The following is a 14,172-nucleotide window of genomic DNA, read 5'->3' as shown; positions in this document are numbered from 1 at the left end:
TAAACCTGTAAAATGACAGTCAGGTTTATTTTTTTTAGAAAAAATAGAATAGCGAGACAAAAAGTTGAACATGTTTTGAAAATATATGTTATATTTATATATAAAAAATTTAATGAATTTTTTGAATTAAGGGGAAGGTGATAGAATGACAACAGAATTGAAAGTAAATGACAGCAGTCTTCCATTGCGTCGCGATGTTAAATTACTAGGAAATATGCTTGGTGAAATCCTTGTTAATCATGTCGGTCCCGAGCTATTAGATAAGGTGGAAAAGATAAGGCTCATGTGTAAAACATTACGCGAGCACTTTGACGAAGGAATTTACGTGGAATTAAAGAAGGAGATTTCTAGCCTTGATACTCCATTGCGTAAACAAGTCATCCGAGCATTTTCAATGTATTTCCATTTAATAAATGCCGCGGAACAAAATCACCGTATTCGCAGACGCAGACAATATCAGATGGAAGAAGGAAATAATGTTCAGCCTGCATCTATTGAGAGTGCCATTCTTAAGTTAAAAGAGCATGAAATTAGTGAAGATATTATTCAAAAGGCCTTAAACACATTATCTCTAGAGCTCGTCATAACTGCTCATCCGACTGAGGCTACCAAACGTTCTATTCTCGAGATTCAGCAGAGAATTGCCGCTATTTTAAAAAATTTGGATCATCCGCTTTTATCGGCTAGGGAACAGAAAAAGCTTGAGGACAGTCTATTTAACGAGGTAGCGATTCTTTGGCAGACCGATGAATTACGTGACCACAAGCCAACAGTGTTGGATGAAGTACGTAATGGTCTTTATTATTTTGATCAAACCCTTTTTGAGGTCCTTCCTGAAATTCATCAGGAGGTAGCAAATTGCCTTGAAAGATATTACCCAGATAGCTCTTGGAATGTTCCTAACTTCCTACGTTTTGGATCATGGATTGGCGGGGACCGCGATGGTAATCCGAACGTAACCAGTGATGTAACATGGGAAACATTAAAAAGACATCGAAGATTAGTATTAAAGAAATATAAAAGCGTGTTAGTAGAAATTATGAAAAGATACAGCCACTCTTCAACAAGGGTGAATGTCGATCAGGAAATTCTTACATTCCTTGAGGAAAAAGAAGATTTATACTTAACAGATGATAAAAAGTGGCCAAATCAAACAGAGGTTTACCGTCGTGTCGTTGCGGTGATTATTGAACGCGTTAGGCAGGTAGGTAAATCAGAGATTGGCTATAATACAGCAGATGAATTACTCGCTGACTTAAAAATGATTAATAGAAGTCTTAAAAAACATCATCCTAGTGATCATGAGTTAAAGACCATCCAAAAGTTAATCAGACAAGTACAATTATTCGCCTTCCACTTGGCTACGCTTGATATCAGAAATCATAGCGGAGAACATGAGGCGGCAATGACAGAAATCCTGCGCAAAGTCAGAATGACTGAAAACTATGCAGAGCTTTCTGAACAGGAAAAATTACAGCTGCTTGAAAAGATCCTAATGGATCCACGCCCACTTTTACTTTTGAATGAAGACTATACAGCAGAAACACAAGAAATGATCAAAGTATTCCAAATGATAAAGGAGGCACATGATGTATTTGGCAAACGTGCAATCTCCGTTTATCTTGTGAGTATGACAAGATCTGCAAGTGACTTATTAGAAGTACTTGTTTTTGCTAAAGAAGCTGGTCTATATCGTCTTCATGCGGACGGTACACTTGAAAGCCACCTAAATGTTGCACCGCTTTTAGAAACGATTGATGACTTAACAGCGGGTCCGGAAATTATGCAAACCCTATTTGAAATGCCAATTTACCGTAAACATTTGGAAATTTTAGGGAACCAGCAGGAGATCATGCTTGGCTACTCCGATGGAAGTAAAGACGGAGGGACATTAACGGCGAACTGGAAGCTGTATAAAGCCCAGATTGAAATTCATGAGTTGGCGAAAAGATACAACATCGGTCCGAAGTTTTTCCATGGCCGAGGCGGTTCATTAGGCCGAGGCGGCGGTACGCTAAATAAGAGCATTCTATCGCAGCCGGCTGAAACCGTTGGTGATGGGGTAAAAATCACTGAGCAAGGTGAGGTTTTATCTTCGAGATATTTACTGGAAGATATTGCTTATCGCAGCTTAGAACAGGCAACATCGACCCTCCTTCTATTAGTTGCACACGTTTCGCAAAAAGGTCAGGAGGAGTTACGCGACGGTGCGTGGGAAGAAGCCATTGAGGAAATTTCTGGTTATGCCTTATCCAAATACCAGTCACTTGTTTTTGAAGACCCTGATTTCCTTACTTACTTTAATCAAGCCACTCCACTTAAGGAAATTGGCGACTTAAACATCGGATCAAGACCGATGAGCCGTAAAAATAAAGGCCGCTTTGAGGACTTAAGGGCCATTCCATGGGTATTTGCCTGGACACAAAGCCGTCAGCTTATACCTGCTTGGTATGCTGCTGGAACAGGTTTAGAAAGCTTTGCATCCAAAGATGAGGCCAATTTACAGCTTCTACAGGAAATGTATTTAAAATGGCCATTCTTCAAATCAACGATTGATAATTTGAACATGGCGTTAATGAAAGCTGATATCCATACTGCAAAAGAATATTTATCACTTGTTGAAGATAAAACGATTGCGGACAGGATATTTACGAATATCCTAGAGGAATACGAAACAACAAAAGATATTCTGCTAAAAATTACTGGAGATAAGGAATTACTAGACCATACTCCAAATATTAAAGAATCAGTTTTTAGAAGAAATCCATACGTAGACCCATTAAACTTTTTACAAGTTGAACTGATTAAAGAACTGCGTAAGCAAGATACCAATGATGAACTATTAACCGAAGTGCTCCTTACCATTAGTGGTATTTCAGCGGGACTTCGTAATACAGGCTGATATCAAACGAAAAGGCCATAAACTCTTTCATATAGGGTTTATGGCCTTTTTTTATCGCTAATTATGAACATTTATTGAACTTTTACAAAATGAATGGCTATTCATTCATTTCCTCGCAAATTTCTACGTATTTCGACATTTCCAAAGTGATATATTTTAGCCAGAAGTAAAAATTGGAGTTTTCGTTTGTTCGTTCATTTTGTATTTGTAGAAGATTGACAAATTTTGAGGTGATCCTAATGGCTGTAGAAGAAAAAGCAGTTCAAGAAAAACAAACAGTTTCAAACGCTATTGATACGTTAGCAACGAATGCCGAAAAGGCTTTAGGTGAATTTCGCTGCTATACACAGGAAATGATCGATAGAATTGTGAAAGAAATGGCATTAGCCGCACTTGAAAATCATAAACAATTAGCCAAACTTGCAGTGACGGAAACTAGACGTGGTGTATATGAAGACAAGGTTTTTAAAAATATGTTCGCTACAGAATTTATCTACAATAATATTCGTGATATGAAGACAGTTGGGGTCATTAGTGAGAATGAAAATGAAGGGATGGTCGAGATTGCCGAGCCAGTAGGGATCATAGCTGGTGTCATCCCAATAACTAACCCTACATCTACGGTTATCTTTAAATCTTTAATTTCTCTAAAAACTCGAAATCCAATTATTTTTGCCTTTCCACAATATGGTCAAAAATGCTGTTCAGAAACAGCAGAAATACTAAAGGCGGCGGCAATGAGAGCAGGAGCTCCCGACAATTGCATCCAGTGGATTGAATCACCGTCACATGAAGCCTTTCGTATCTTAATGAGACATCCGAAGATCTCACTTATCCTCGCTACAGGCGGACCTAACTTAGTAAAGGCGGCCTACAGTTCAGGAAAACCTGCACTAGGAGTTGGCGCAGGGAATGTCCCTTGTTATATTGAAAAAACAGCCAATATCAAGAGGGCTGTCAACGACGTTATTCTCTCTAAGACATTTGATAACGGTATGATTTGTGCTTCAGAACAAGCCCTAATTATTGACCAAGAAATATATAAAGAGGTAAAGCAGGAGTTCATTTCTAATAATTGCTATTTTCTAAGTCCACAAGAACTTGAAATGCTGGAAAAGGCAGTCATTTTTGGAAAAAAAGGAACAATTAATAATTTAATTGTAGGCCTGCCTGCTGTTATGATTGCCAAGCTTGCCGGAATAAAGGTTCCTGCCCATACTAAAATATTAATTGCTGAGTTAGAGGAAGTCGGTCCGAATGAGCCGTTATCCTGCGAAAAGTTAAGTCCGATATTGGCATGCTACAAGGTTAATAGTTTTGCTGAAGGCGTACAGATTGCCGATGAAACCTTGGAATATGGAGGATTAGGCCATTCCGCAGCCATTCATACATCCAACCAGGATTTAGTTGATATTTTTTCCATCCGGTTGAAAGCTGGACGAATTATCGTTAACACCCCATCCACTCATGGTGCGATCGGAGATATCTATAATACATCATTACCTTCATTAACAATAGGATGCGGAACCTATGGAGGAAACTCAGTATCACAGAACGTTGGAGCCCAAAATCTCATGAACATAAAAAAGGTGGCGAAAAGAAGGACGTTTACACAGTGGTTTAAAGTCCCATCACAAGTTTTCTTTGAGAGGAACTCCATTCAAACCTTAGCCGCTATTCCAGGTATCAACAAAGCATTTATTGTTACAAGTGGGAGTCCGTTGAAAAATGGGTATGTCGATAAGGTCTTATACTACTTAAAGAAGAATCAAAATAGTATTCAATTTGAAACTTTTTCTACTATTGAACCTGAGCCGAGTATAGAAACTGTCATGGATGGTTCTGAAAGAATGCGTCAGTTCCAGCCAGATTGCATTATTGCACTTGGCGGTGGTTCGGTTATGGATGCAGCCAAAGCCATGTGGCTCTTCTACGAACATCCTGACACAGATTTCCGGAGCTTAACTCTAAAATTCTTTGATCCGTCCAAACGTGTTGTTAAATTCCCTGTCATGGGGACCAAGGCAAAATTTGTGGCGATTCCAACTACTTCTGGGACAGGGTCAGAAGTGACGGCATTCTCTGTTATAACAGACAAAAAAGTGAATATTAAGTTTCCGATTGCCGATTTTCAATTAACTCCTGATGTAGCGATAGTAGACCCACAGTTCGTAATGACTGTACCAAAACAGGTAACTGCTGATACAGGAATGGATGTTCTGACACATGCAATTGAAGCGTATGTTTCGGTTCTGGCAAATGATTATACAGATGGACTTGCACTAAAAGCGATACAGCTTGTATTTCAATACCTGCCAAGAGCGTATCGGGATGGCAGTGATGAACTGGCCCGGGAAAAAATGCATAATGCTTCAACGATCGCCGGGATGGCTTTTGCTAACTCTTTCTTAGGAATCAACCATAGCCTTGCACATGCGTTAGGAGCTGAATTTAATCTATCGCATGGTCGTGCAAATGCCATACTTTTACCGCATGTGATCCGATATAATGCCGCAAAACCAAATAAATTCATGACCTATCCTAAATATGAATACTTTATTGCGGATGAACGCTATGCAGAAATTGCTAGATTTCTTGGTCTTCCTGCGAGTACTGCTGAGGAAGGAATTGATAGTTTAATAAAGGCTGTGATTGGTTTAGCCAACGAGCTGGATATTCCAATGAGTATTCAAGCCAATGGTGTAAAAAAAGAGATATTCGAAAGTAAGATCGCCCAACTGGCAGAGACTGCCTTCGATGATCAAGATACAATTGCCAATCCAAAACAGCCGTTTATCAGTGAACTTGCGGAAATTTATCAACAGGCTTTTGAAGGAGTCTAATGCTAATCTCTTTTTTAAAACAGTAATTAAAAAATTCCAATTTTTTTCACTGGAAGGGTGTGTAGAAAATGGCTAAAAAAGAAAATGAAACAGACTTGAAAATGGAAACTGACCAAAATAGAAGCAAGGTCGATGACCCTCGGACCAACGAACAACCAGCAGGAGAGGCTGATGTGAAAAAAGCTGAGAGTAATGAACAGTTATCAAGCTTAGATTTGCTTTGGTCCCATGCATATGGTGAGTTAGATGAGTGGGTGAAACGCGCAGATCAGCGGGATGCCATTTTCTTAAAAGCTGCCAATCAATTTGCTGAAAGCATTGAGCGAAATAAGGGGAATCTCAGAGAACTTGCTGCCCAATTTAATCAAGAATTCTCTAAATGGGAATTAGCAGCTAGAGAGGAATTTTTAATGTCGACCACAAGCCTCCAGCATTTCTTCCCGCTAAAGTCCTATGAAGATATTAATAAGCAGATTGATCAGATTCAGGAAAAAACACTTAGCCTTTTATCTGCCCCATGCCAACGGGTGGCCAGTACACTTTCTTTCGATAAGTATTTAGAGGTAATTGAACAGTTTATTTCCCTTAGAAAGAGAAGTAGACAGCAATATATTAATACTGTCAAACAAGTAGGAAACCTGATTTACGAAAACCAAAAGGCATTTGTAAATCTATTTGCCAGACAAATTAGGATATTAATGTTTCCGCTTAATAAGTACTTGGAAAAGCCAGAAGAGCTTACAAAAATATAATCAAGGGGCGATGCCGTATGACAAAAGAAAGATATGAACCTTTTGAAGGGGTTAAGCGATTAAGTGCAATGTGGGAAAGGCAGCTAAATGGTTTGTTGTACATGATGAGTGACAACAATGAATTCGTCAAACTATTAAAGGCGGGAACGGATGGTCATGCCCGATATTTAGAACTCGTAAGGAAAAGACAAGAAATAGTAGCAGGATTAATGAATATCCCAACGAAGAAAGATGTAGCGAATGTAGCTAAGCTTTCTATCCAGGCTGAAGAAAAGATAGATTTATTGGAAGAACAAATCTGGAAAATACAAGATGTAATTGGGTATTCAAATAAAGAAATAACTGACATGTTCGAAGAAATGGTAACCGTCGTTAAACAGTTGCAGAATGATGTTCATACAGCTGAAGTAAAACAAGCTGCAGAGCTGTCCTCCGTTCAAATGGAATTAAAGGAATTTAAGCAAGAGCTTAATCAGTTAACCGATTTGAAAGCAGAACTATCTAGTTTAAAAAATCTATTGCAAACAGGGAAGGTCAAGGATGAGGAAAACGACCTAGTGCTAGCTGTTGCCGGCACTTCCGAATCCTAATGAAAGGAGTAAAGAAGATGAGTGCAGCAGCATCATTAAAAAATTTTATCCCCATCCTTGACATGGAAAAGGAAAAAGTGAGATGGGATCAAATTAACAAAGTACTAACTGAGCCTAAACCAGATATTATCCCCACACCTAGGGAGATCATTTGGAAAAAGAATAAATCTACATTGTATTATCATCCTGCTAAAGAAAAAAAATATGAGATTCCACTGTTTTTGGTTTATTCATTATTGAATAAATCATATATCTTAGACATCGGGGAAGGAAGCAGTGTGGTAGGCGGTCTTACCGAGCGAGGGTATGATGTTTACTTCCTTGATTGGGGTTCTCCTGGCTATGAAGATCGTGATATTACCTTAGATAATTATATAAATGATTATCTAGAGAACGCTGTAAAACGGGCACTGCGCCATTCAGAGGCAAAGGAAATTTCAATGGTCGGCTATTGTTTAGGTGGAACGATTTCAGCCATTTTCACTTCGATAACAAAACTACCAATTAAGAATCTAGTTCTTGCAGCTGTACCTATTGATTTCAGTATAGGAATTGTACCTGACAAATGGTTAAAGGGACTTCAAAACGGGGCCATCGACTTTAATCGCTTTTCAGATGTGTATGGTGTGATTCCTTCTGAATATTTGTACCTAATGTTTAGAGGCCTATCTCCGGTCTATGTATCTCCATGGGTCAACTTGTTTACACGTGCCCATGATGAAAAGTATGTTGAGAAGTGGCGAAGAATGGACAAATGGACAAAGGATACGGCATCATTCTCCGGTGCTGCTTTTAAACAGATGTTTAATGATCTTTATAAGGATAACAAACTTCTGAAGGGAGAGCTTACCATTGGAGGCAGGAAAGTAGATTTGAAAAATATTACTTGCCCTGTCTTTGTATTCTCTACATCTAGAGATACTCTGATTTTAGAAGGTCAGAGCCTCCCGGTAATAGATATGATTTCAAGTGAGGATAAAACCTATGAAGTCTTCGAAGGAGGCCATGTTTCTTTGGCGCTTACAGGCATGTTTGCGATATTTGCTGATAAGTGGCTTAAGACCCGGTCTAAGACCCTTGATGAGGCAAACGTATAGTATAAAATAATATGGGGAGTGTATTAAGAACGGGAGGAAGGACCTGGGGGGGCCGGTCACTTCCCGTTCTTCTTGCATTTAAACAGCCGTTTTTTGCTGATTAAGGAACCTTCGCAATAGGTGGTTAAACCGGTCTTTTGCTTCAAGTTTGGCAAGATGACCGGTATTCCTCAAAATAACAAATTCTGAATGCGGGATGAGTTTGTGCATGCAGGCTTGAATCCAAACTGGTAAAACAGAGTCATATTGACCGCCGATTATAAGCGTAGGCACTTTAATTTCAGGCAATAAGGCACGGTTATTAACCGTTAAACAAGTTTCTAACGATTTAAGAAAGATGGGATGTTTTGGGCGGAAGTAATGGCTAAATGTATCCACCATATTTTTATTCCAAGAATAAAGGGCCATTTGTGCTAGGTATTCCGTTTGATTACCTGCAGCTTTAACAGACTCGAACTTTTCTCGGCGATTGTTAAATATAAGGTGCCTTAATTTCTTAGGAAAATAGTGGAAGGTACTAACCAAGGTGAGTGAACGGCAGAGGTTTGGAGCCTGGCGGTAAATTTCCTGTGCAACGGCTCCACCCATTGACAGACCAAGTGTGTTAGCGTTTTCAAATTTTAACTCTTTTAATAATCCAATGATGTCTGAGGCAAAGGTCGGAATAGAAATTCCGTCTGTTTTTGTACAATCCCCATGACCACGTAAATCAGGGATAATTAACTCAAACTGATCGGCTAATTCAAATTGGTTGCTCCAGCCTTCTTTGACTTCTCCTAAACCATGTATGAGCACAAGGGGTTCTCCTCTTCCAAAATGCAAATAGGGCACACCGAATTTGCTAATTCTAGCAACTTCCATATTACACCACCTTTTTCATTTTAAATAAGTTTATTACCATCTTAAGTAAGTTGTAAACATGCAAATCTCAATTTAATTTATATTTATTTTAAATATTGCCAAATATTACTCTTAGGTGTAAAATACATATAGGTGAGGTGATATAAAATATGGTGAATCAAGAAAACCAATCAGTTAATCCATCCAAAAATTTTGTGCTGCCATTTATTTTATTGCTTCTGAGTAAAGTGTCTCTTCATGGCTACGAACTCAGCCAAAAACTTGAAACATTCGGGTTTAAGGCCCTTGACCAAGGGAATTTATACCGGATGCTAAGACAACTAGAAAAGGATGAGCTTGTTTCATCGGAATGGGATACAACAGGCAGCGGGCCGGCCAAAAGAAGGTATTCAATTACTAAAGCTGGGATTACATACTTAAAAGGATATGCCAACCAACTTGAGACGTATCAATCCATCTTAGATCAATTCTTCAAGATGTATTCTAGTTTTTTTGAGCTCTATATCCCTTCATTTCAGAAGAAGGATCCAATAGAGAAAGTGACCAATACTAGGAGGAGGAAAAATGATGGTTCAGAAGAAAAATGAAACGGTTCCTGCTGAAGAAGCAGTAGAATCGATACCAGGTGCTTCATTTGTTAAAACGTTTTGGGAACAGTTCGAGCAATCAAGTGAAAGGGCAAGACAGCTTCGAGAAAATCGTGAGGATGCCTATATTAACACTGTAAGAGAGGTTGTTAAATTCAATAAACAGTACCGTGAGTCTCTTGCAAAATTTTATGAGCAAGCTAAGAAGACAAATAAGGATGTAGTGTCTGAACTAATGACTCAATTTAATCCAGGAAAAGAAAAGGAAGACAACCACTCCGAAGATAGTGAAGAACTAAAAAAACAGTTTGCTGAAGTAACAGGGCAAATGGAAAAATTGGCATTAACACCAGTACGCAACTTTTTCCACATTATCGATCAATTGGAAGATAGTTTTGAAAAGAATACCGAATCCACTATTGCTAACGATCGTGACCGTAGAAACGCTTGGTTAGAGGTTCGTAAGGAATATGTTAAAAAAACACAAAATGCACATTTAGATCTTGTTGAGCGTAGTAAAAACAGTCTTAAAGAACTTGTTAAGACACGCTAATCTTTATTTCATACACAAGGGGAAATTACATCATTGTTTTACCTTAATATCCTTGATAATAAATAAAAAACCACAATCTCTCAGTTTTTAAAGTAGATTGTGGTTTTTTATTTATGTTAATTTGAGCTGGTTCGGACAGCTGGTGGGGGAAAAAGTAGGATTGAGTCCGAAGCGCTAAGACCACCTAAATATGAAATATAAATGTAATATTTTAATAACTCAATAGAGGAAATAAAATGATATACTTCTAATTGAAAGACAAAAAAGGATGATATTGTAAATTAAAAGTCCTCTATTACAGAAAATCTAAAACGAACCTACATAACAGCACGAGTCTTCAAACGATCAACTTATTAGTTTAAGTAATTTGAAAGTTGAAGAAAGTGGGAACTTGGAATGAAAAAAAGATTTACTGCCCTCAGTACATCGATTCTATTCGGAGTTGTAAGTGCATTCTCCCTTCCATCGGCTACATCTGCGGAAACAACAAGCCTTAAAGGAGTTCAAGAGGAGCGCACCGGGATCCAGTCCGAGATAAAGAAAACAGATCAAGAACTGCTTCAAGTACAGGTAGAACTAACTAAACTAACAGAACAAATCCAAAGAGTTGATCAAGCCATCATAGATAATAACAAGATGATAAAAGACATGGAATTAAAAGTGGAGGCTTCTCAGAAGGAAATATCTGAACTTGAGCAAGAAATAAACACCATTCAGGATAGAATTAATAAGCGCAATGAAATTCTAAAAAAGCGAGCCTTAACTCTACAAGAAAGCGCGGGAAATGTTAAATATATAGATGTTATTCTGGGCTCCTCCAGTTTTGAAGACTTCGTTGGACGTCTTCAAGCAGTTGCTGTATTGGTCCAAGCAGATCAAGACCTTGTAAAACAATATCAGGAGGACCAAAGGGCTGTTTTAGCAAAGCAGGCCTCTGCAGAAAAAAAGCTAAAAGATTTTAAAGAGTTAAAAACAGAGCTTGAAGGAATGCAGGAACAAATATTACAACAAAAAGAAGAAAATGATGCTTTAAAGGAACAATTGAAAAAACTAGAACAACAGAAACTTTCTCACAAAGCGGAGCTGCATCAAGAAGAGCAGACGCTTGCTTCAAAAGAGGCTGAGCTAAATCAAAAGGTACTAACAGATCCATCTGATACAGTACCGGCACCTTCAGATACACCTATCCCAACAACATCTAACAAAACAATAAACATGGTCCTTCATGCCGGGGAAAGGTTCATAGGAAATTCCGTCTATGTCTTTGGCGGCGGAAGAAATGATTATGATGTTGCACAAGGCAGATTCGATTGTTCAGGATTTGTGGCATGGGCTTTTGGCGAAGCAGGGATTAAAGTAGGCGCCCATACGGATATATTAAAAAATACAGGTAAAAAAGTTCCGTTTAGTGAGGCCCGTCCAGGTGATCTTGTCTTCTTTGATACATATAAAATTGACGGGCACGTCGGTATTTATCTAGGCGGTGGAAAGTTTATTGGATCTCAGAGCAGGACAGGAATTGCCATTGCCGATATGACAAAGGGTTATTACCTGGAAAAGTTTAATGGTCGTGTGATGAGAATTATTGATAATTAAAATTAGCGAAGCGATGCTCTTTTGCATTGCTTTGTTCTTTTTGTTACTGATAAGGTAAAATATGAAAATATTAGTATTGCCATTTGCTAAGGGGAATTAGTAAAATAGGGAAGATGCTTGTCAGAACTAATTATTAAACAACCAGTTAGGAGAGTTTAACAACATGGATTTACTTATGCTTATTAAAGCAATTATTTTAGGATTCGTCGAAGGCTTAACAGAGTTTGCTCCCGTTTCATCAACAGGACATATGATTATAGTTGACGATATGTGGTTAAAGTCTGAAACTTTTTTAACTGCTCATGGAGCAAATACCTTTAAAGTTGTGATTCAGCTTGGCTCCATTCTTGCTGTGGTTGTTACTTTTAAAGACCGTTTTATTGACTTATTAGGTCTAGGCAGATTGACCAAAAAAACGGTCAACAAACAAAGCCGTCTAAAATTAACCCAGGTTATTGTAGGGCTGGTGCCTGCAGGGGTATTAGGGGTGCTGTTTAATGATTATATTGATGATCATTTATTCTCTACAAAAACCGTCTTAGTGGGCTTAGTAATTGGTGCTATTTTTATGATTCTTGCTGATTTAATGGGACCTAAACATCCATCAACACAAACAGTCGATCAAGTCACGTATAAGCAAGCCTTTATGGTGGGTTTGTTTCAATGCTTTTCCCTATGGCCAGGCTTTTCACGTTCAGGCTCAACCATATCAGGAGGAGTTTTGATGGGAATGAGCCATCGTGCGGCAGCTGACTTTACCTTCATTATGGCCGTGCCAATCATGGCTGGAGCCAGTTTTTTATCCTTATTAAAAAATTGGGAGTTTATGACAGTCGATGCTTTGCCAATTTTTATCGCTGGTTTTATTAGTGCATTCATCTTTGCATTAATTTCGATTCGTTTTTTCCTGAAATTAATCAATAAGATAAAACTATTGCCATTTGCCATTTATCGGATTGTATTAGCTCTAATTATTTATTTGTTTTTCTTATCATAATAGAAGGGGGCAGCTCTTATTTTTAGGAGCTGCCCTTTTATTCTTTAAGAAAATCTGGATAATCACTAATCAATCCATCCACATGAACATTCCTTAAAAGAGTGACCTCGTTTTTTTTTCGAATTGTCCATATAAATGTTTTAAAACCGTGCTGATGAATCCTGCGGATAAGCTTTTTATTTACCATAGTGATTTTTGGGTTAACATAGGAGGCATAGTTTTCAAAAGAAAGAAATTCCTTATTAGAAATTCCTTTACCGGTGAGTTTCTTCAGTAAAACTCCTAATTGGACAGAAGGAACAAGTTGATGAAAGCGTTTAAGTGAATTCTGGTCAAATGACTGTACAATTACTTGTGGGCCTTCACTGTTAATGAGTCCGCGGTTTAACAGCTCGTCTGCAATCTTTTCCTCAATACCCGGGTATAGGGCTGGATTTTTTATCTCTAATAATATGCCAATCTTACCGGCAAATTCATCTAGGAATTGACAGAAAGAAGGGATTCTTTCCCCGCTAAAGCGAGGGTGAAACCAACTGCCAGCATCTAGAGTTTGAATTTCCTTCAGTGTAAAGTCTTTCACTTTTCCTTTCCCATTTGTCGTTCGATTGACGGTAGGATCATGAATAACAACCAACTCACCATCCTTTGTCATTTGTACATCCAATTCCAGGAAGTCGACCCCGAGCAGCAAAGCTTTATGAAAGGACGCAAAGGTATTTTCGGGGCAGTATCCTGCTGCACCACGGTGGCCGATCTTAATGGGATAGTGGTATGTAGAAGCCGTATCATTAACCAATTTCCTCTGTAAAAACGATTTCCAAAATGTAGTGGTTATTCTCAATTAGTTATACCCCCAACACCTTTTTTGAACATGGTAAGAAAAACGCAGTAGAATGTCAACTGTGTTTTTACCTAGATACTCTCTTCAATTTTATGGACAAATATATAGAATGGCAGGAAGTTTATGTACAAAGAATGGGCTTATTCTTTTTTGGTGAATAAGCCCATTATGGATATTTGTCTATCGCACATCTCTAACTAGGTGAATAGGATATATGGAAATCGATAAAGGAGGTAATGTAAATGTCTGGTGCAGCAGGTGGCTACGGCGGCGGCTTTGCCCTAATAGTCGTTTTATTCATTTTATTAATTATAATTGGTGCTTCTTGGGGTTGCGGATTCTATTAATATAAAAGGAGGAATTTAAATGTTTGGATATGGTGGATTTGGTGGCTACGGCTATGGTGGTTGTGGCTATGGCGGCGGATTTGGCGGCGGCTTTGCATTAATCGTTGTATTATTTATTCTATTGATTATTGTAGGTGCTGCTTGCTTTAGATGGTAGTCTAGTCTAAAGTGCTTTACAACACGTGATATGGGGGTAAGAGCCTGTA

At 38.4% G+C, this 14,172-nt stretch carries 13 protein-coding genes; 11 read left to right on the top strand and 2 right to left on the bottom strand.

Annotation, left to right across the window (positions count from 1 at the left end):
* The first annotated feature begins 145 nt into the window (after positions 1-145).
* From ppc to GXK58_RS04825, 5 genes are all read left to right on the top strand, one after another.
* Positions 146-2,902, top strand: a complete 2,757-nt coding sequence (gene ppc, locus GXK58_RS04845) for a phosphoenolpyruvate carboxylase (RefSeq protein ID WP_160720401.1) — start codon at positions 146-148, stop codon at positions 2,900-2,902.
* Positions 2,903-3,135: 233 nt separating this feature from the next.
* Positions 3,136-5,745, top strand: coding sequence for a bifunctional acetaldehyde-CoA/alcohol dehydrogenase (gene adhE / locus GXK58_RS04840; RefSeq protein ID WP_272928123.1), 2,610 nt, complete (start codon positions 3,136-3,138; stop codon positions 5,743-5,745).
* Positions 5,746-5,813: 68 nt separating this feature from the next.
* A complete protein-coding gene (locus GXK58_RS04835) occupies positions 5,814-6,497 on the top strand; it encodes a hypothetical protein (RefSeq protein WP_160720398.1) in 684 nt (227 codons plus the stop codon).
* A gap of 17 nt (positions 6,498-6,514) precedes the next feature.
* Positions 6,515-7,087, top strand: coding sequence for a polyhydroxyalkanoate biosynthesis repressor PhaR (locus GXK58_RS04830; protein ID WP_160720396.1), 573 nt, complete (start codon positions 6,515-6,517; stop codon positions 7,085-7,087).
* 17 nt (positions 7,088-7,104) lie between these two features.
* Positions 7,105-8,184 carry an alpha/beta fold hydrolase gene (locus tag GXK58_RS04825; protein ID WP_160720395.1) on the top strand — a complete coding sequence of 360 codons (1,080 nt, stop codon included), beginning with the start codon at positions 7,105-7,107 and terminating at the stop codon, positions 8,182-8,184.
* Positions 8,185-8,262: 78 nt separating this feature from the next.
* On the opposite strand, the gene GXK58_RS04820 is transcribed toward GXK58_RS04825, so the two are convergent.
* Positions 8,263-9,045 (bottom strand): alpha/beta fold hydrolase, encoded by a 783-nt coding sequence (locus tag GXK58_RS04820; protein ID WP_160720393.1) that lies wholly within the window; start codon positions 9,043-9,045, stop codon positions 8,263-8,265.
* A gap of 149 nt (positions 9,046-9,194) precedes the next feature.
* Here GXK58_RS04820 and phaQ point away from each other — a divergent pair, with 149 nt between their 5' ends.
* The 4 genes from phaQ (at position 9,195) to GXK58_RS04800 (ending at position 12,778) form a co-directional block, all read left to right on the top strand.
* Positions 9,195-9,632 carry a poly-beta-hydroxybutyrate-responsive repressor gene (gene phaQ, locus GXK58_RS04815; RefSeq protein ID WP_160720392.1) on the top strand — a complete coding sequence of 146 codons (438 nt, stop codon included), beginning with the start codon at positions 9,195-9,197 and terminating at the stop codon, positions 9,630-9,632.
* Positions 9,610-10,185: a hypothetical protein gene (locus GXK58_RS04810; protein ID WP_160720390.1), complete on the top strand. Its 576-nt coding sequence runs from the start codon at positions 9,610-9,612 to the stop codon at positions 10,183-10,185. The genes phaQ and GXK58_RS04810 overlap by 23 nt, the downstream gene beginning before the upstream one ends.
* Before the next feature lie 396 nt (positions 10,186-10,581).
* The gene (locus GXK58_RS04805; RefSeq protein WP_160720389.1) at positions 10,582-11,781 is read left to right on the top strand and encodes a C40 family peptidase; all 1,200 of its coding nucleotides are present in this window, start codon (positions 10,582-10,584) and stop codon (positions 11,779-11,781) included.
* A gap of 163 nt (positions 11,782-11,944) precedes the next feature.
* The gene (locus tag GXK58_RS04800; RefSeq protein ID WP_160720387.1) at positions 11,945-12,778 is read left to right on the top strand and encodes an undecaprenyl-diphosphate phosphatase; all 834 of its coding nucleotides are present in this window, start codon (positions 11,945-11,947) and stop codon (positions 12,776-12,778) included.
* Between the two features lie 37 nt (positions 12,779-12,815).
* Here the strand turns inward: GXK58_RS04800 and GXK58_RS04795 are convergent, their stop codons facing one another.
* The gene (locus GXK58_RS04795; RefSeq protein ID WP_160720385.1) at positions 12,816-13,619 is read right to left on the bottom strand and encodes a glycerophosphodiester phosphodiesterase; all 804 of its coding nucleotides are present in this window, start codon (positions 13,617-13,619) and stop codon (positions 12,816-12,818) included.
* Positions 13,620-13,861: 242 nt separating this feature from the next.
* On the opposite strand from GXK58_RS04795, the gene GXK58_RS04790 reads away from it, so the two are divergent.
* Positions 13,862-13,966: a YjcZ family sporulation protein gene (locus tag GXK58_RS04790; protein ID WP_160720383.1), complete on the top strand. Its 105-nt coding sequence runs from the start codon at positions 13,862-13,864 to the stop codon at positions 13,964-13,966.
* Between the two features lie 19 nt (positions 13,967-13,985).
* On the top strand, positions 13,986-14,123 hold the full coding sequence (locus GXK58_RS04785) for a YjcZ family sporulation protein (protein ID WP_160720381.1): 138 nt from the start codon (positions 13,986-13,988) through the stop codon (positions 14,121-14,123).
* Positions 14,124-14,172 lie beyond the last annotated feature (49 nt).

This window comes from Bacillus sp. USDA818B3_A (assembly GCF_009928415.1).
Classification (GTDB): domain Bacteria; phylum Bacillota; class Bacilli; order Bacillales; family Cytobacillaceae; genus Neobacillus.
Note: the sequence above shows the minus strand (reverse complement) of the source record. Positions and strands in the feature narration are given on the sequence as shown.

What these genes read in the sequence shown, in the direction of transcription:
- ppc (WP_160720401.1), top strand. Translation starts at nt 146, where the DNA reads ATGACAACAGAATTGAAAGTAAATGACAGCAGTCTTCCATTGCGTCGC.
- GXK58_RS04835 (WP_160720398.1), top strand. Translation starts at nt 5,814, where the DNA reads ATGGCTAAAAAAGAAAATGAAACAGACTTGAAAATGGAAACTGACCAA.
- GXK58_RS04830 (WP_160720396.1), top strand. Translation starts at nt 6,515, where the DNA reads ATGACAAAAGAAAGATATGAACCTTTTGAAGGGGTTAAGCGATTAAGT.
- GXK58_RS04825 (WP_160720395.1), top strand. Translation starts at nt 7,105, where the DNA reads ATGAGTGCAGCAGCATCATTAAAAAATTTTATCCCCATCCTTGACATG.
- GXK58_RS04820 (WP_160720393.1), bottom strand. Translation starts at nt 9,045, where the DNA reads ATGGAAGTTGCTAGAATTAGCAAATTCGGTGTGCCCTATTTGCATTTT.
- phaQ (WP_160720392.1), top strand. Translation starts at nt 9,195, where the DNA reads ATGGTGAATCAAGAAAACCAATCAGTTAATCCATCCAAAAATTTTGTG.
- GXK58_RS04810 (WP_160720390.1), top strand. Translation starts at nt 9,610, where the DNA reads ATGATGGTTCAGAAGAAAAATGAAACGGTTCCTGCTGAAGAAGCAGTA.
- GXK58_RS04805 (WP_160720389.1), top strand. Translation starts at nt 10,582, where the DNA reads ATGAAAAAAAGATTTACTGCCCTCAGTACATCGATTCTATTCGGAGTT.
- GXK58_RS04800 (WP_160720387.1), top strand. Translation starts at nt 11,945, where the DNA reads ATGGATTTACTTATGCTTATTAAAGCAATTATTTTAGGATTCGTCGAA.
- GXK58_RS04790 (WP_160720383.1), top strand. Translation starts at nt 13,862, where the DNA reads ATGTCTGGTGCAGCAGGTGGCTACGGCGGCGGCTTTGCCCTAATAGTC.
- GXK58_RS04785 (WP_160720381.1), top strand. Translation starts at nt 13,986, where the DNA reads ATGTTTGGATATGGTGGATTTGGTGGCTACGGCTATGGTGGTTGTGGC.